At 71.4% G+C, this 17,982-nt stretch carries 14 protein-coding genes; 13 read left to right on the top strand and 1 reads right to left on the bottom strand.

Going from position 1 to position 17,982, the window contains the following annotated elements:
- Nucleotides 1-142: 142 nt before the first annotated feature.
- From ACU6P3_RS12465 to ACU6P3_RS12430, 8 genes are all read left to right on the top strand, one after another.
- Entirely contained in the window at nt 143-1,540 is a 1,398-nt protein-coding gene (locus tag ACU6P3_RS12465) for a nitrate/nitrite transporter (RefSeq protein ID WP_447197194.1), read from the top strand.
- Nucleotides 1,541-1,844: 304 nt separating this feature from the next.
- The gene (locus tag ACU6P3_RS12460; protein ID WP_447197193.1) at nt 1,845-3,059 is read left to right on the top strand and encodes a uroporphyrinogen-III synthase; all 1,215 of its coding nucleotides are present in this window, start codon (nt 1,845-1,847) and stop codon (nt 3,057-3,059) included.
- A gap of 183 nt (nt 3,060-3,242) precedes the next feature.
- Nucleotides 3,243-3,857 carry a CGNR zinc finger domain-containing protein gene (locus tag ACU6P3_RS12455; RefSeq protein WP_447197192.1) on the top strand — a complete coding sequence of 205 codons (615 nt, stop codon included), beginning with the start codon at nt 3,243-3,245 and terminating at the stop codon, nt 3,855-3,857.
- A gap of 395 nt (nt 3,858-4,252) precedes the next feature.
- Nucleotides 4,253-4,840: a sigma-70 family RNA polymerase sigma factor gene (locus tag ACU6P3_RS12450; protein ID WP_030748950.1), complete on the top strand. Its 588-nt coding sequence runs from the start codon at nt 4,253-4,255 to the stop codon at nt 4,838-4,840.
- Complete coding sequence (locus tag ACU6P3_RS12445) at nt 4,837-5,697, top strand: anti-sigma factor family protein (protein ID WP_447197191.1); 861 nt, start codon at nt 4,837-4,839, stop codon at nt 5,695-5,697. The genes ACU6P3_RS12450 and ACU6P3_RS12445 overlap by 4 nt, the downstream gene beginning before the upstream one ends.
- Nucleotides 5,698-6,102: 405 nt before the next feature.
- Complete coding sequence (locus tag ACU6P3_RS12440; RefSeq protein WP_447197862.1) at nt 6,103-8,808, top strand: HelD family protein; 2,706 nt, start codon at nt 6,103-6,105, stop codon at nt 8,806-8,808.
- A gap of 429 nt (nt 8,809-9,237) precedes the next feature.
- A complete protein-coding gene (locus ACU6P3_RS12435; RefSeq protein WP_447197190.1) occupies nt 9,238-10,674 on the top strand; it encodes an NAD-dependent malic enzyme in 1,437 nt (478 codons plus the stop codon).
- A 692-nt stretch (nt 10,675-11,366) separates the two neighbouring features.
- A complete protein-coding gene (locus tag ACU6P3_RS12430) occupies nt 11,367-11,648 on the top strand; it encodes an HU family DNA-binding protein (protein WP_004571953.1) in 282 nt (93 codons plus the stop codon).
- A gap of 208 nt (nt 11,649-11,856) precedes the next feature.
- On the opposite strand, the gene murA is transcribed toward ACU6P3_RS12430, so the two are convergent.
- Nucleotides 11,857-13,197, bottom strand: a complete 1,341-nt coding sequence (gene murA, locus ACU6P3_RS12425; protein ID WP_344280999.1) for a UDP-N-acetylglucosamine 1-carboxyvinyltransferase — start codon at nt 13,195-13,197, stop codon at nt 11,857-11,859.
- Nucleotides 13,198-13,460: 263 nt separating this feature from the next.
- Here murA and ACU6P3_RS12420 point away from each other — a divergent pair, with 263 nt between their 5' ends.
- The 5 genes from ACU6P3_RS12420 (at nt 13,461) to ACU6P3_RS12400 (ending at nt 17,952) form a co-directional block, all read left to right on the top strand.
- A complete protein-coding gene (locus ACU6P3_RS12420; protein WP_344280997.1) occupies nt 13,461-14,021 on the top strand; it encodes a YqgE/AlgH family protein in 561 nt (186 codons plus the stop codon).
- Between the two features lie 124 nt (nt 14,022-14,145).
- Nucleotides 14,146-14,433: a DUF3039 domain-containing protein gene (locus tag ACU6P3_RS12415; protein WP_030748932.1), complete on the top strand. Its 288-nt coding sequence runs from the start codon at nt 14,146-14,148 to the stop codon at nt 14,431-14,433.
- Nucleotides 14,434-14,729: 296 nt separating this feature from the next.
- On the top strand, nt 14,730-16,049 hold the full coding sequence (locus ACU6P3_RS12410) for an extracellular solute-binding protein (protein WP_447197189.1): 1,320 nt from the start codon (nt 14,730-14,732) through the stop codon (nt 16,047-16,049).
- Nucleotides 16,050-16,159: 110 nt separating this feature from the next.
- Nucleotides 16,160-17,104: a carbohydrate ABC transporter permease gene (locus tag ACU6P3_RS12405; protein ID WP_447197861.1), complete on the top strand. Its 945-nt coding sequence runs from the start codon at nt 16,160-16,162 to the stop codon at nt 17,102-17,104.
- Nucleotides 17,105-17,106: 2 nt separating this feature from the next.
- Nucleotides 17,107-17,952, top strand: coding sequence for a carbohydrate ABC transporter permease (locus ACU6P3_RS12400; protein WP_447197188.1), 846 nt, complete (start codon nt 17,107-17,109; stop codon nt 17,950-17,952).
- Nucleotides 17,953-17,982 lie beyond the last annotated feature (30 nt).

Here is a 17,982-nt window from a genome sequence, read left to right as displayed (position 1 = left end):
CGGCGCCGGCGCGGCCCGCTCACAGCACGCGGCGCGAGCGGGTGAGAGCAAGGTTGCCTTCCGGTCACCTCGTGAGGCACGGCGGTGAAACGCGACGTACCTACGGTCGGGACCACCAACCGATCCCCGTCCGGGAGGCGTGATGACTGCCCCGACCACCACCACCGCCACGGCAGCACGTAAAGGGGGCCGCTGGATCGAGCGGTGGGACCCGGAGGACGAGACCTTCTGGCGCGACACCGGCGAGCGGATCGCACGGCGCAACCTGTTCTTCTCCGTACTCTCCGAACACATCGGGTTCTCCATCTGGACCCTGTGGTCGGTCATGGTCCTGTTCATGGGCCCCGAGTACGGCATCGACCCGGCCGGGAAGTTCTTCCTGATCGGCATGGCCACCCTGGTCGGCTCTATCGCCCGCGTGCCGTACACCTTCGCCGTGGCGCGCTTCGGCGGGCGGAACTGGACGGTGATCAGCGCGCTGCTGCTGCTCGTGCCGACCGCAGCCGCCTTCGCCGTGATGGAGCCGGGGACCTCGTACACCACCTTCATGGTCGTCTCGGCGCTCACCGGGGTCGGCGGCGGCAACTTCGCCTCCTCCATGACCAACATCAACTCCTTCTTCCCGCTGCGGAAGAAGGGCTGGGCCCTCGGGCTGAACGCCGGCGGCGGGAACATCGGGGTACCCGTCGTGCAGCTGATCGGGCTGCTGGTGATCGGCACCGCGGGCGCCGCGCACCCGCGGATCGTGCTCGGCGTGTACATCCCGCTGATCATCGCCGCGGCCGTGTGCGCGGCCCTGTTCATGGACAACCTGGCGCCGGTGAAGAACGACACGGGTGCGGCGGCCGAGGCCGTGCGCGACCGGCACACCTGGATCATGGCCGTCCTCTATATAGGGACGTTCGGTTCGTTCATCGGGTACAGCTTCGCCTTCGGCCTGGTCCTCCAGACCCAGTTCGGCCGCACCCCCCTGCAGGCGGCGTCCCTGACGTTCATCGGACCGCTGCTCGGTTCGCTCGTCCGGCCGGTCGGGGGCAAGCTCGCCGACCAGTACGGCGGGGCGCGGATCACGCTGTGGAACTTCGCCGCCATGGCCGTCGCCACCGCCGTCGTGATCTACGCCTCCCTGATCGAGTCGATGGGCGTCTTCCTCGTCGGGTTCGTCGCGCTGTTCCTGCTCACCGGTCTCGGCAACGGCTCCACCTACAAGATGATCCCCGGCATCTTCCAGGCGAAGGCGCTGCGGAAGGGGATGGCGGGCGAGGCAGCGGCCGCGTACGGGCGCCGGCTGTCCGGGGCGTCCATGGGGCTCATCGGGGCCGTCGGCGCGCTCGGCGGGCTCGCCATCAACCTCGCCTTCCGGCAGTCCTTCCAGAGCGCGGGCACCGGGACCGCGGCCTTCGTCGTCTTCCTGGCGTTCTACGCCGTCTGTTTCACCCTGACGTGGGCGGTATACCTTCGCCGCACGGCGCGGGAGGCGACACGGGAGGACGCCGTGACGGAGCAGTCGGAGGCCCGGCTCAGCTACGCCGAGGTGTGAGCCGGCGGGAGCGGGGTGGAGCAGGTGGGATGCCGGGAGCACCGTTCGCCGCTCCTGCCCCCGCCCCGCCGCCCCGACGCGGCCCGACGTGGTGATGCGGTAGTGGTGTACGTATACGTAACGGCCGGGAAATGACAGCGAACCGAGTCCGTCATCTGTTGTTGACAGGCTCGGTCGTCACGTCCGTTGTCACCAGAAATGGGCACCGGAAACGGTCAACGGAAACGGTCACGGGGAAGTCATCACGGGAACGTCGTCACGGGTAACGGGAAGCCGGCAGACGTAGCGACAGGGAGGAGCGGGCATGGACGACCAGCGAACCGGCCCCGGGCAACCCGGCGCCGAGCGAACCGGCGCCGAGCGGCACGGTGCCGAGCGGCACGGCTCGCCACCGCACGGCCCCCTCGCCGGTTTCACGATCGGGGTCACCGCCGCCCGGCGGGCCGACGAGCTCGGCGCGCTGCTCCAGCGGCGCGGCGGCTCCGTCGTCCACGCGCCCGCGCTGCGCATCGTGCAGCTCGCGGACGACACGGAGCTGCTCACCGCCACCAAGGAGCTGATCGACCACGTCCCCGACGTGGTCGTGGCGACCACGGCGATCGGCTTCCGCGGCTGGGTCGAGGCCGCCGACGGCTGGGGCCACGGCGAGGCCCTCCTGTCCACCCTGCGCGGTGTCGAGCTGCTGGCCCGCGGCCCCAAGGTCAAGGGCGCCATCCGCGCCGCCGGGCTCACGGAGTCCTGGTCACCGTCCTCCGAGTCGATGGCCGAGGTGCTCGACCGGCTGCTGGCGCAGGGCGTCGAGGGCCGCCGGGTCGCGCTGCAGCTGCACGGCGAACCCCTGCCCGGCTTCGTCGAGGCACTGGAGGAAGGGGGCGCCGACGTGGTCGTCGTGCCCGTCTACCGGTGGATGCCCCCGGAGGACCTCGCTCCCGTCGACCGGCTCATCGACGCGACCGTCGCACGCACCGTGGACGCCGTCACCTTCACCAGCGCGCCCGCCGCCGCCTCGCTGCTCTCCCGGGCCGAGGAGCGCGGACAGCTGCCGGACCTGCTCGCCGCCCTGCACCACGACGTACTGGCCGCCTGCGTCGGGCCGGTCACCGCGCTGCCGCTCCAGGCGCACGGCATCGACACGCTCCAGCCGGAGCGCTTCCGCCTCGGGCCGCTCGTCCAGGTGCTGTGCGCGGAGCTGCCGGCCCGTGCCCGTACGCTCCCGGTGGCCGGGCACCGGGTGGAGATCCGCGGCCATGCCGTCCTGGTCGACGGCGACCTGCGGCCCGTGCCGCCCGCCGGGATGGCGCTGCTGCACGCGCTGAGCAGGCGCCCCGGGTGGGTGGTGTCGCGGGCGGAGCTGTTGCGGGTACTGCCGGGCGCCGGCCGTGACGAGCACGCGGTGGAGACGGCGATGGCCCGGCTGCGGACCGCGCTGGGGGCGCCCAAGCTGATCCACACGGTGGTCAAGCGCGGCTACCGGCTCGCCCTGGACCCGTCGGCGGACTCCAAGTACGCGGACGTGTGAGCACACGACTCCGCGAGCCGTACCCGCGTTCGCCGCGGTGGTGTGAGCCGTACCCGCGTCAGCGGTCCACCCGGTGTCCGCGGCCCTGGCCGACCGAGGGGGTTACGTCCACGCCGCCGGACGGGCACGCTGGGAGGACCGACAAGCGCGGCACCCACCGGCGACCAGGGTGGTGGCAGGGACATGACGACGGGTACGGGCTCGTACGTATGGCGGTTCGACTCCGGGCGCGTCTGCCTGGATCTCCTGGCGACCGGCGAACCGGTCGCGGGAAGACAGGAGCGGATCGACGGCGCCGTACCGCTGGCCCAGTGGCTCGTCGGTGCCGGGCTGGTACCGGAAGGGACGCCGCTCACGGCCGTCGACGCCCGCTGGGTGCGGGCCTTCGCCGAGCTGAGGGGCCGTCTCGGGGAACTCGTGCGCGCCGAGTTGCGCGCCGAGCTCGACGGCCGGCCGTCGAGAGCCGCCACCGCCGCCCTGGCCAGGGTCAACGCGCTGGCCGCCGGGGCGCCGCCGGCGCTCCGGGCCGTACGGAGGGCGGACGGCACGCTCGTACGGGCGCTCGACGCCGAGCCCGAGTGCGCCGCGCTCCTGGCGGTCGTGGCGCGGGACGCCGTGGAACTGCTCACCGATCCGGCCGCGCGGGCGCGGCTGCGGCAGTGCGAGGGTGACAGCTGCCGCCGGGTCTACCTGGACACCTCCCGCGGGCGGCGCCGCCGTTGGTGCTCCAGTGAGGTGTGCGGCAACCGCGAGCGGGTGGCCAGACATCGACGTCGCGCGGCCCTCACGCGTGCCTGACGGGCAAGTTGGGTAGTCCGTTCCGTATGCGGGCACGCGCCATGGGCGCCCGTACATCTCGGCGAATCGGTGCGAATCGCCGTTATTCCCAGAGCTTTGGTGCGAGGAGGACAGTAGGTACCCCTGAGCGGGGCGGCCGAACCCTCTCTTTATGTAAGGCCGTTGAGCGATTTTCAGCCAAGTCTGCACGGTTTCTACGCGGCTACCGGACAGTATCTCCATGGAGTCTGCATTGATCTGACACAGGTTCCGGATCGGGGCGGACCAGCCCATGCCGCCCTCCCGGGCCCCGTAAAAGATCTTGAAACTTTTTCCCGGCTCGTTGAGTGGCCTCCGGCGCACGTCCGTAGTGATGAGGGAGAAGCAGCCAACAAGGTGTCGACCGGGAGGTTCAGGTGCGCAAGGATGCGGCCGTGGCCGATGACCGACCTCGCCGGGCCCGACACCGGAACGAGGCACAGCGCACCAACATCCCCGTCGCCGACGAGGAGTTGATGCGCGCCCTCTACCGGGAACACGCCGGACCTCTGCTCGCCTATGTCCTTCGCCTCGTCGCGGGTGACCGCCAACGTGCCGAGGACGTCGTGCAGGAGACGCTCATCCGTGCCTGGAAGAACGCCGGTCAGCTCAACCGTGCGACCGGCTCTGTCCGACCCTGGCTGGTGACGGTCGCCCGGCGCATCGTCATCGACGGTCACCGAAGCCGGCAGGCCCGGCCGCAGGAGGTTGACCCGTCGCCGCTGGAGGTCATGCCCGCGGAGGACGAGATCGACAAGGCGTTGTGGCTGATGACGCTCTCTGATGCACTGGATGATTTGACCCCTGCCCACAGGGAAGTGCTCGTAGAGACGTACTTCAAGGGACGTACGGTGAACGAAGCGGCCGAGAAGCTCGGCATACCCAGCGGAACCGTACGATCACGCGTGTTCTATGCGTTGCGTTCGATGAAGCTCGCGCTGGAGGAGAGGGGGATCTCGGCATGACCACACACGAGCGGAATTACGGACTGGGCGACGACAGTACGGTGCATGAGGCCGTCGGTGCGTACGTTCTCGGAATTCTCGACGAGGCCGAGGCCACCGCCTTCGAGGCGCATCTGGCCGGCTGCCACGTGTGTGCTGTCCATCTGGAGGAGTTCTCGGGGATGGAGCCGATGCTGGCTCTCCTCGCCGACAACCCCGACCCCTTCGGCTCGCTCGCGCCGCCGGGATCACCCCTCTCGCCCGGGTCGACCGCGCCGATGGCGTCCGTCACCCCGCTGCGCCAGGTGCCGACGCCCGCCGTGTCCGTACAGCCGGGCCCGCAGATGTTCGACCGGCTGGTCGACGAGGTCGCCGTGAAGCGCGCCAAGCGCAAGCGGCGCGGGTTCTACCTCGTCGCGGCCGCGGCGGCGCTGATCATCGGAGGCCCCGTCGCCACCGTGGTCGCCACGACCGGCTCCGACAGCGGGTCGAGCAACCTGGCGTCGCCGCGCACGGTGGATCCGGCCGCCGAGCTGAAGGCCATGGAGGACAAGGTCTCGGCGACCGACCCGTCGACCAACGTCAGCGGGACCGTCGGCATGGAGGAGAAGGCGTGGGGCACGTTCACGGCCCTGGAGCTGAGCAATGTCACGGGACCGCAGAAATGCAGCCTGATCGCCGTCTCCAGCAGTGGTGAAGAGGAGGTCGTCACCACGTGGTCGGTGCCCAAGTGGGGGTACGGCATCCCCGGCAGCACGCACGAGGAGGGCAAGAAGCCCCTCTACGTCCAGGGCGGCACGGCCATGAGCAAGGCGGACATCGATCACTTCGAGGTGCGCGCGTTCGACGGCAAGCGGCTGGTGGAGATCGACGCCTGAGCGTGACGCCTGACAGACCCGCCCCCTTCGCGTACGGTTGACGGCTGCCCGACGCACGTCATGAAGGGGGCCTCGGTGGCCGCGCAGGATGCCGCTGTTGATTCCGCTGGACCCGTAGCACCCGCAGGACCGGCCGTCGGTCGCGCGTGCGACTCCGGACGCGATCCGCGTCCCGATTCCGGCCACGACCCGCGTCCCGACCCCGGCGTTGCCCCCGGTCGTGACGCCGCTCGTGATGCCGCCGGCGATTCCGGTCGCGTTCGCGATCGTGACCCCGTGCGCGCGACGGAGCCCGACGGCGCCGTGCGCGTGACGGAGCCCGACGGCGCCGTGCGCGTGACGGAGCCCGACGGCGCCGTGCGCGTGACGGGGGCGGAACCCCTGCGTGTGACGGGGGCCGAACCCGTGCGCCTCACGCCGCACGAATCGGTCCGCGAGCGCGAGATCGAGGTCGAGCAGCTCCATCTGGACCAGGTGTACCGCCGCCTCGAGGAGAAGATCGACGAGGCGGAGTTCCTGATGCACGACGCCGCCCAGCGGGGCCAGGTCGGCACGCCCGGCGCCCTCGCCGAGCGGGACGCCCAGGTCTTCCGGGCCGGAATCCACCTCAACCGGCTGAACAACGAGTTCGAGGACTTCCTCTTCGGGCGGATCGACCTGCTGCTCGGCAAGGACGGCGAGAAGGGCCCGGACGGGGCGTACACCTCGGTCGAACCCGCGGACGACGCCATCCGGGCCGACAACACCGCCGACATCGCCGAGAGCCTGCACATCGGCCGCATCGGCGTCCTGGACTCCGACTACGCGCCGCTGGTCATCGACTGGCGCGCCCCCGCCGCCGCGCCCTTCTACCGCTCCACCCCGGTCGATCCGGGGCGGGTCGTACGCCGCCGGGTCATCCGCTCCAAGGGCCGCCGGGTCCTCGGGGTCGAGGACGACCTGCTGCGCCCCGAGCTGACCGCGGCACTGGACGGCGCCCCGCTGGCCGTCATCGGCGACGGCGCGCTGATGGCCGCGCTCGGCCAGGCGCGCGGCCACACCATGCGGGACATCGTCTCCTCCATCCAGGCGGAGCAGGACCTGGTGATCCGGGCGCCGGCCGCCTCCGTCACCGAGGTGTCGGGCGGCCCCGGCACGGGCAAGACGGCGGTCGCGCTGCACCGTGCCGCGTACCTGCTCTACCAGGACCGGCGGCGTTACGCGGGCGGCATCCTGATCGTCTCGCCGACGCCGCTCCTCGTGGCGTACACCGAGGGCGTGCTGCCCTCGCTGGGCGAGGAGGGACAGGTCGCGATCCGGGCGATCGGGTCGCTGGTGGACGGCGCGGACGCCACGGTGTACGACGAACCGGCCGTGGCCCGCGTCAAGGGCTCCGCGCGGATGTCGAAGGTGCTGCGCAAGGCCGCCAGGGGAGCGCTGGAGCAGGCCGCGGGGGCCCCGGCCGGTACGGGGGCGACGCGGGGGGCGAGGAAGCGGCCCGCCGCCCCGGCCGGACAGCTCACCGGGCAGCTCGCCTTCGGGGACGACGTACCCGCGGACCAGGGACCAGGCTCGGGCATGGGCATGGGCATGGGCATGGGCATGGGCATGGGCGTGGGCGTGGGTGCGGGCTCCGGTGCCGACGGTGACGTGCCCGTCGGGGCGGTACGGACCGATCGCCTGCGGGTGGTCGCGTTCGGCCGCCGGCTGGAGCTGGAGGCCGACGAACTGGACCGGATCCGCCGGACCGCGCTCGGCGGCACCGCGCCCATCAACCTGCTCAGGCCACGGGCGCGAAGACTGCTGCTGGACGCCCTCTGGGCGCGGTCGGGAGCCGCCGCGCGCGCCGACTCGTACACGGCGACGGGCGACGCCGAACTCGCCGCCGAACTGCGCTCGGGCTTCGACGACGACGTGACCTCGGAGGATGCCTTCCAGGAGTTCCTGGACGCCTGGTGGCCCGAACTGACCCCGCGCGGGGTGCTCGCGGCGATGGCCGACGAGCGGCGGCTGGCCCGCTGGTCCCGGCGGGTCCTCAACCAGGGCGAGACCCGCAGGCTCGCCCGGTCCCTCAAACGGCTGGGCGCCGACGGCTCCGGCCCGCTGTCCGTGCACGACGTGGCGCTCCTGGACGAGTTGGAGACCGTGCTCGGCGCGCCGCCCAGGCCCAGGAAGCGCCGGGAGGCGGATCCGCTGGACCAGCTGACCGGGCTGGAGGAGCTGATGCCGCGGCGCGAGGAGACCCAGCGCGAGCGCGCGGAGCGGCTGGCGGCGGAGCGTACGGAGTACGCGCACGTCATCGTGGACGAGGCCCAGGACCTGACGCCCATGCAGTGGCGGATGGTCGGCCGCCGGGGCCGGCACGCCACCTGGACGGTCGTCGGGGACCCGGCGCAGTCCTCCTGGTCGGACCCGGACGAGGCGGCCCACGCGCGCGACGAGGCGCTCGGCACCCGCCCGCGCCGCCGCTTCACGCTGACCGTGAACTACCGCAACCCGGCCGAGGTCGCCGAACTGGCCGCGCGGGTCCTGGCGCTGGCGATGCCGGGGGCTCGGTCCCCGAAGGCGGTGCGTTCCACGGGGGTACGGCCGGTCTTCCGCGTCGTGGAAGGCGGCGGCCGGGGCGGCGAAGGCGCACGCGGGACCGCCGGGAGCCGTGGGCCCGACGGCGGGCGCGGGACCGAAGGCGGGCGCGGAGCGGACGGCGGCCGGTCGGCCGGAACCGGGCGCGGCCGGGCCCGTGGGCGCCGGTCCGGCCAGGGCCCGGCCGGCGGTCCGGCGGAGAGCCCGGCCGAGGGACTGGCCGAGGCGGTGCGCGCCGAGGCCGGGCGGCTGCTGGAGCAGGTGGACGGCACCGTCGGCGTCGTCGTGGCGATGAACCGGCGCGCACAGGCGGCCCGCTGGCTGTCCGGCCTCGGTGACCGGGTGGTGGCGCTCGGCAGCCTCGAGGCCAAGGGGCTGGAGTACGACGCGACGGTCGTGGTGTCCCCGGCCGAGATCGCCGACGAGTCCCCGGCCGGGCTGCGGGTGCTGTACGTGGCCCTCACCCGGGCGACGCAGGCGCTCACGGTCATCGCGGCGGACCGGGACGAGCCCGACGCGCACGGCGTACCGGACCTGCTCCGCGATTGACCCGCTCGTGCCACGGTGATTGACCGCAAGTCAACCCGTGGTGGGGGAATCGCTTACCGGAGTGGTTTGTTAGCCTGGGTGTGGCACCGGCCCGATCCAAGCCCCCGGGCCCAACCATCGTCGCTCAGAGCGACCACTTGCCGCGAGGCGAGCATGGCGGGTCGGTGTCGCCATCGTGAAGCGAGCGGGTCCTCATCCCTCACGGATGAGGACCCGCTCGTTTGTGCCGGGGCGGGCGGTTGCTCGTGTCGCGGGCGGCGCCGCTCCCCCCGATTTCGCCACCCCGGCATCTCATATGATGGAAAACACTTTCCCGAGGCCCTGGCCTTTACCTGCTACCCGCCGGTAGGTGCGACCATCGGTAGGCGCCGCCGGGCGTCGACCGGGCGGGGCGGCAATAAGGCTTGAGGAAAGTAGAGGAACACGGTCATGGCAACGGCGCCCAGCGTCTCGTACTCGATGACGGTCAGGCTGGAGGTGCCCGCGAGCGGTACCGCGGTCTCGCAGCTGACCACGGCCGTGGAGTCCTCCGGCGGCTCCGTCACCGGCCTCGACGTGACCGCCTCCGGCCACGAGAAACTCCGGATCGACGTCACGATCGCCGCGAGTTCGACCGCCCACGCGGACGAGATCGTGGAGCGGCTGCGCGGTATCGAGGGCGTCATCCTCGGCAAGGTCTCCGACCGTACGTTCCTGATGCACCTCGGCGGCAAGATCGAGATGCAGTCCAAACATCCCATCCGCAACCGTGACGACCTCTCGATGGTCTACACGCCGGGTGTCGCCCGCGTCTGCACGGCGATCGCGCAGAACCCCGAGGACGCCCGCCGCCTGACCATCAAGCGCAACTCGGTCGCGGTCGTCACGGACGGTTCCGCCGTGCTGGGCCTGGGGAACATCGGCCCCAAGGCGGCTCTGCCCGTCATGGAGGGCAAGGCGGCCCTGTTCAAGCGTTTCGCGGGCATCGACGCCTGGCCGCTCTGCCTGGACACCCAGGACACGGACGCCATCGTCGAGATCGTCAAGGCCATCGCGCCGGGCTTCGCGGGCATCAACCTGGAGGACATCTCCGCGCCCCGCTGCTTCGAGATCGAGGCCCGCCTGCGGGAGGCCCTGGACATCCCGGTCTTCCACGACGACCAGCATGGCACGGCGATCGTGGTGCTCGCCGCCCTGACCAACGCGCTGCGCGTGGTGGGCAAGGCCACCGAGGACGTACGGGTCGTCATGTCCGGCGCGGGCGCCGCCGGTACGGCCATTCTCAAGCTGCTCATCGCCGCGGGCGTCAAGCACGCCGTCGTCGCCGACATCCACGGAGTGGTGCACGCGGGCCGCGCGGACCTGGTCGACGCCGCCCCGGAGTCCGCGCTGCGCTGGATCGCCGACAACACCAACCCCGAGGGCATCACCGGCACCCTGAAGGAGGCCGTGGTCGGCGCGGACGTCTTCATCGGCGTCTCGGCCCCGAACGTGCTGGACGGCGACGACGTCGCCGCGATGGCGGACGGCGCGATCGTGTTCGCGCTCGCGAACCCGGACCCGGAGGTGGACCCGGCCGTCGCGCGCGAGACGGCCGCCGTCGTGGCCACCGGCCGCTCCGACTTCCCCAACCAGATCAACAACGTGCTGGTCTTCCCCGGCGTCTTCCGCGGCCTGCTGGACGCCCAGTCCCGGACGGTCAACACGGAGATGATGCTGGCCGCGGCCGCCGCCCTCGCGGACGTCGTCACGGAGGACGAGCTGAACCCGAACTACATCGTTCCCTCGGTCTTCAACGACAAGGTCGCGGGCGCGGTGGCGGGCGCGGTGCGGGACGCCGCCAAGGCGGCCGGCGCGACGGTCGCGGACGCCGGCACGCACGGCTGACGTCGCCCTGCGGCGCCTGCCCACGGGTCGCGAGGCCGGTCCTGGGCCGGGTTGGCGGCCACGGGCCACGAGGCCGGTCACGGGAGTGGGGACGGCGCAGTGTGGTGAGTCCCACTCCCGGCCCCGGTGTGAGTGTGTTCCGCCACAATGCTCGGCCACCTGCGAGGCGGGAGTGTGGTGTGGGCGGGGGCGGGCAGGTGTCGCGTGTGTGACACGTCCGCGGGGCGCGCGGGCCGGTCCAGGTGATCGACGGTGCGCGACGCGGTGTGTTCACACCGTGCCCCGGCCCGCCCGGCCGGGGCCACGGCGTCCCGCCGGCGTGCCGTACGCGGCTTTTATGCCCGGCGCGTCGCGATTCGCGGGGCCCCGCGACCCCCTTTAGGGTGGCGGGAACCAAGAGCCCCCGCCGGTCCGGCGAGGTTTTCAGGGCCTCCGAAGGGGTTCAGGGCTCGGGACCCCGGGCTCCGAGGAGTCCCACCGGGGCGACGGAACGTCACGACGACGAGGCGGTGGCGCTTTTCGTGTGACTCCGGAGGGTGCCGGATTGGCTTTCCCGCCGCTGGTGGGGGCAGGATGCGTATTCGGGCGCGAGGGTCTGTCAGCAGACCCGGGTCCGGGGACTGTCCGAGGGCCCTGGCAGCATCGGCTTCGATCTCACGCCTCACAGGCAAGAAGAACACGGGAGTAACAACATGAACCGCAGTGAGCTGGTGGCCGCCCTGGCCGACCGTGCCGAGGTGACCCGCAAGGACGCCGACGCCGTGCTGGCCGCGCTCGCCGAGACCGTCGGCGAGGTCGTCGCGAAGGGCGACGAGAAGGTCACCATCCCCGGCTTCCTGACCTTCGAGCGCACCCACCGTGCCGCTCGCACCGCTCGTAACCCGCAGACCGGCGACCCCATCCAGATCCCGGCCGGCTACAGCGTGAAGGTCTCCGCGGGCTCCAAGCTCAAGGAAGCTGCCAAGGGCAAGTAAGACACCACGTACAGGGGCGGCCACCCGGATCGGGTGGCCGCCCTTGGTGCGTGCCGGTGTCGGTGTGTCCGTCGAGCCCGTCGCGCCCGTCGTGTCTGTCACGCCCGTCGCGCCCGGGGGCGCAGCCACGTACACCGCGTCACCCGCACGTACGCGTACACGTACGCCGTGGGGCTCCGGCGCGCGCCGGAGCCCCACGGCGTACCGGTCACAGCGGTGTGCCGCCCGGCAGCTCGACCTTCGCGCCCAGCTCCACGAGCTTCTCCATGAAGTTCTCGTAGCCGCGGTTGATCAGGTCGATGCCGTGCACCCGGGAGGTGCCCTGCGCCGCCAGCGCCGCGATCAGGTACGAGAAACCGCCCCGCAGGTCGGGGATGACCAGATCGGAGCCCTGGAGGCGGGTGGGGCCCGAGACCACCGCCGAGTGCAGGAAGTTGCGCTGTCCGAAGCGGCAGTCGGAGCCGCCGAGGCACTCCCGGTAGAGCTGGATGTGCGCGCCCATCTGGTTGAGCGCGGACGTGAAGCCGAGCCTCGACTCGTACACCGTCTCGTGCACGATGGACAGGCCGGACGCCTGAGTCAGGGCCACCACCAGCGGCTGCTGCCAGTCGGTCTGGAAGCCGGGGTGCACGTCCGTCTCCAGCGCGATGGCGTTGAGCGAGCCGCCCGGGTGCCAGAAGCGGATGCCCTCGTCGTCGATCTCGAAGGCGCCGCCGACCTTGCGGTAGGTGTTGAGGAACGTCATCATCGAGCGCTGCTGCGCGCCGCGCACGTAGATGTTGCCCTCGGTGGCCAGCGCGGCCGACGCCCAGGACGCCGCCTCCAGCCGGTCCGGCAGGGCCCGGTGCGTGTAGCCGTCGAGCCGGTCGACACCGGTGATCCGGATGGTCCGGTCGGTGTCCATGGAGATGATCGCGCCCATCTTCTGGAGCACGCAGATCAGGTCCTCGATCTCCGGCTCCACCGCCGCGTTCGACAACTCGGTGACACCGTCGGCCAGCACGGCCGTCAGCAGCACCTGTTCCGTCGAGCCGACGGACGGGTACGGCAGCCGGATCTTGGTGCCCCGCAGCCCGCGCGGGGCTTCCAGGTACTGGCCGTCCGCCCGCTTCTCGATCGTCGCGCCGAACTGCCGCAACACGTCGAAGTGGAAGTCGATCGGCCGGCCGCCGATGTCGCAGCCGCCGAGGCCGGGGATGAAGGCGTGGCCGAGCCGGTGCAGCAGCGGACCGCAGAAGAGGATCGGAATGCGCGACGAGCCCGCGTGCGCGTCGATGTCGGCGACGTTGGCGCTCTCGACGTGCGTCGGGTCGAGGACCAGCTCGCCCGGCTCGTCACCGGGGCGTACGGTCACGCCGTGCAGCTGGAGCAGTCCCCGGACGACCCGTACGTCACGGATGTCGGGCACGTTGCGCAGCCGGCTGGGGCCGCTGCCGAGGAGCGCGGCGACCATGGCCTTCGGCACCAGGTTCTTCGCACCGCGGACGCGGATCTCGCCCTCCAGCGGGGTTCCGCCGTGGACAAGCATTACATCGTCTGTGCCGGTCATGAATCTCGCGTTCCGGAGTGGGCGGGCAGGTGGCCAAGGAAAAGGGTAAGGGGCCCGGGCCCCTGTCCCGTAGGGCCCGGGAGGGGTGGAACGGTGACGGTTCTCGCATGGCGGCGCAGCGTTCCCGAGCGGTCGCTCACAGTGACGCGTCCGGCGGGCGGGGGTCCGGCGCGGCCGTCGTCGCGGGGCCGCGCTGAGCTGCGTTCCCGTCGAGTGTGGCGGGCGTGTCCCGCGGCGGACGAATATGCGGGATCATGTCTCGCATGACCGAGGTGTCCTCGCTCACAGGGCGGCTGCTCGTCGCGACCCCCGCTCTCGCCGACCCCAATTTCGCGCGCGCGGTGGTCCTTCTGCTCGATCACGACGGCGAGGGGTCGCTCGGCGTGGTCCTGAACCGGCCCACCCCGGTGGACGTCGGCGAGATCCTGGCGCCCTGGGGGGAGTTGGCCGGGGAGCCCGGGGTGGTCTTCCAGGGCGGCCCGGTCTCGCTGGACTCCGCGCTCGGCCTCGCCGTCATCCCGGGCGGTGACGGACCGCTCGGCTGGCGCCGGGTGCACGGCGCGATCGGCCTGGTCGACCTGGACACCCCGCCGGAACTGATCGCGCGGGCCCTGGGCTCGCTGCGGATCTTCGCCGGGTACGCGGGCTGGGGCCCCGGGCAGCTGGAGTCCGAGCTGCGTGAAGGCGCGTGGTACGTGGTCGAGTCGGAACCGGGTGACGTGTCGTCGCCGCGGCCGGAGGGGCTGTGGCGGGCGGTGCTGCGCAGGCAGCGCGGAAAACTGGCCATGGTGGCCACATACCCGGACGATCCGTCGCTCAACTGACCGGCCGGCGCGCGGGATCCCCGTGGCCGCGGGGCGTGTCGGGGCGGGACCTCGGGCGAAGCGGCTCCGGGGCACGGGTCCCGGAGCCGCGGGGACGGGCCGGGCGTAGGTACCCTTGGCAGCTATGAGCACTCTTGAGCCCGAGCGCGGGGCAGGTACGGGCACCCTCGTGGAGCCGACACCGGAGGTGTCGCACGGCGACGGCGACCACGAGCGCTTCGCCCACTACGTCCAGAAGGACAAGATCATGGCGAGTGCCCTCGACGGCACTCCCGTGGTGGCACTGTGCGGGAAGGTCTGGGTACCGGGGCGCGACCCCAAGAAGTACCCGGTCTGCCCGATGTGCAAGGAGATCTACGAGTCCATGGGCCCCGGTGGGGACAAGGACAAGGGCGGCAAGGACAAGAAGTGACGCCGCGTCGCTTGTGACGGTGCCGCGTCGCTTGTGGCGGTCCGGCGGGCTCGGCGGCCGTCGCCGACGGGGTGGATGCCGCGGTTGTCGCGTATGCGTGTGGTGGACGGCCCCTCGGGGCGCGCGGAATCCCGTGCGCCCCGAGGGGCCGTCTGTCATGTGCGGTGACCGGTCCCGCGGTCACGGATTGGTCGAGACCACTTGTCGGCAGGCTCCGGCCGCGCTTAACCTCCTGCGAGTTGTGCAGCACGGAACGCCCGTTGCGTATCGCGCAACGCCGACTCGTAGGGATCAGGATGAAGCTTCGGCCCAAGCTCTCTGCCCGTCTCGGCGGCCCGGCGGCGGCCCTGTTGCTGCTCGCGGGCCTCACTGCCACCGCCTGTGCGCCCCGGACCTCCGACACCAGCGCGACGAAGGACGACAAGAGCGGGACGCTGCGCGTCTGGCTCTTCCAGGAGGTCGGCAACGGCCCCAAGGAACAGGTCGTCGACGCCGCGGTCGCGGCCTTCCGCGAGAAGCACGCGGGGACGGACGTCGACATCGAGTACATCCCCGTGGAGACCCGCGCCCAGCGGGTGAAGGCCGCCTTCAACGACCCCGGGAGCGCCCCGGACCTGATCGAGTACGGCAACACCGACACCGCCGGCTACGTACGGGACGGCGGACTCGCCGACGTCACCGCCGAGTTCGACGCCTGGAGCGAGACGAAGGACACCGACGCGACCGCCCGGCAGTCCGTCACGGTGGACGGCAAGGTCTACGGGGCGCCGCTCTTCGTCGGTGTCCGGGCGCTGTACTACCGGACGGACGTCTTCCGGGAACTCGGCATCAAGGCCCCCAGGAGTCAGGCCGAGCTGATCGCCGCGGCGAAGAAGATCCACCGGGCGAAGCCCGGGCTGTACGGGCTCGCGGTCGGTGGCGCCTACACCTATGGCGCGTTGCCCTTCGTCTGGGCGCACGGCGGTGATCTCGCCGAGCGCGACGGAGGCACGTACCGGGCCGCCGTCGACAGTCCGGCCGCCCGCAAGGGCATCGAGGCGTACGCGTCGCTCTTCGGCGACGACAACTGCCCGGCCGCGAAGTGCGCCTCCATGGGCGGCAACGCGACGGTCACGGCGTTCGCTTCCGGGAAGGCCGCGATGGCGATCGGCGGGGACTTCAGCCATGCGGCGGTCGAGGCGGGCGCGGTGAAGGGCGACTACGCGGTGGTGCCGCTGCCGGGGGTCGCCGAGGGCTCGGTGGCACCGGCCTTCGCGGGCGGCAACAACATCGGTGTGCTCAGGAGCAGTTCGCACCGGACGCTCGCGGTGGAGCTGATGAAGTCCTTCGCGGGCAAGGAGACCCAGGCGAAGCTCTTCGACGCGATGGGCTTCCTGCCGACGTTCACGGACGTACGGGCGGAGGCGGCGCGGAAACAGCCCTACGTCAAGCCGTTCGTCGAGACGCTGGAGGCCGGGGCCAGGTTCGTCCCGGCGTCGCCCGGCTGGGCACAGATCGACGCGTCGCTGGTCCTGCCGACGATGTTCCAGGAGATCGTGAGCGGCCGTAAGGACGTGGCGGCGGCGTCGGGCGACGCGGCGAGGAAGATGGACGCGGCGTTCGCGGCGGCGGGCTGAGGGCGGTGGGCGCGGAGAGTGCGGTGAGCGCGACCGCGGGTACGAGGGCCGCAGCCGTGACGCGTACGGGAGCCCTGGAGGGTGCCGGGGCCGCACCGGGCGGCGGCGCCGTGCCGGGCCGTCGGCGAGGGGCGGCCGGGGGCATACCGGGCCGTCGGCGAGGGGCGGCCGGGAGCGTGCGGCGGAGCGGGTGGACGCCATGGCTCTATCTCGCGCCCGCTCTGGTCGTGCTCGGCGGTCTGCTGGTCTACCCGGTCTACCAACTCGGCCTGATCTCGTTCCTGGAATACACCCAGGCGCAGGTCAGCGGCGGCCGGCCGACCAGCTTCCAGGGCTTCGGCAACTATGCCGCGCTCTTCAGGGACGAGCAGTTCTGGCAGGTCCTGCTGGCGACCGTGCTGTTCGCCGCGGCATGCGTCGTCGCCACGCTCGTCGTGGGCTGTGCGCTCGCCGTGCTGCTGACGCGCGTACGGGCCGTGCCCCGGCTCGCGTTGATGCTCGCGGCCCTCGGCGCCTGGGCCACCCCCGCCATCACCGGGTCCACTGTCTGGGTGTTCCTCTTCGACCCGGACCACGGACCCGTCAACCGGCTGCTCGGACTGGGCGACTTCTCCTGGACGTACGGGCGCTACAGCGCGTTTACGCTCGTCCTGTTCGAAGTCGTCTGGTGTTCCTTCCCGTTCGTGATGGTGACCGTCTACGCGGGCATCAAGGCGATCCCCGGCGAGGTGATCGAGGCCGCCGCGCTCGACGGCGCGTCCCCGTGGCGGACCTGGCGGTCGGTCACCGCGCCCCTGCTGCGGCCCATTCTGCTGGTCGTCACGATCCAGTCGGTCATCTGGGACTTCAAGATCTTCACTCAGATCTATGTCATGACGAACGGTGGCGGAATCGCCGGGCAGAATCTCGTGCTCAATGTCTACGCCTACCAGAAGGCATTCGCTTCCTCCCAGTACAGCCTGGGCTCGGCGATCGGCGTGGTCATGCTGCTGATCCTGCTCTCGATCACGCTCGTCCATCTGCGGCTGCTGCGACGCCGGGGGGAGGAACTGTGAGCATGAACCTGTCCCGCCTGGGTGTCCGCCGCCCACGGCGCCTGCTGGCCGAGGCATCCGCCCTGGTCATCGCCGTGATCGTGGCCTTTCCCCTGTACTGGATGGTGCTGTCCGCCGTCAAGCCCCAGGGCGAGATCCAGTCGGCCGAGGCCCGGCCCTGGACCCTCTCCCCGTCCCTGGACTCCTTCCGTCGCGTCTTCGAACAGCAGGAATTCGGACGCTACTTCCTCAACAGCCTGTTCGTGGCGGGCGCGGTGGTCGTCGGCTCCGCCCTGATCGCGTTTCTCGCGGCGACGGCCGTCACCCGCTTCCGCTTCCGATTCCGGACGACCCTGCTCGTGATGTTCCTCTTCGCGCAGATGGTGCCCGTCGAGGCGTTGACGATCCCGCTGTTCTTCCTGATGCGGGACGCCGGGCTGCTCAATACACTCGGCTCGCTCGTCCTGCCGCACCTCGCGTTCTCGCTGCCCTTCGCCATCTGGATGCTCCGGGGATTCGTCAAGGCCGTCCCCGAGGCACTTCAGGAGGCCGCCGCCATCGACGGGGCGAGCCGGACGCGCTTCCTGTGGCAGATCCTTTTCCCGCTGGTCTTTCCGGGACTCGTCGCGACGAGCGTCTTCTCCTTCATCTCGACGTGGAACGACTTCCTCTTCGCCAAGTCCTTCATCGTCAGCGACACCTCGCAGTCGACGCTTCCCATGGCGCTGCTGGTCTTCTTCAAACCGGACGAGAACGACTGGGGCGGAATCATGGCCGCGTCCACCGTGATGACCCTTCCGGTCCTGGTTTTCTTCGTGCTCGTACAGCGGCGTCTGGTCTCCGGGCTGGGCGGCGCCGTCAAGGACTGAGGGTCCTGACCGTCTCCTCGCACGCCGCGA

The sequence above is a fragment of the Streptomyces hebeiensis genome (genome assembly GCF_052983195.1).
The sequence above is the reverse complement of the archived record's forward strand: the minus strand, read 5'-3'. Positions and strand labels throughout refer to the sequence as shown.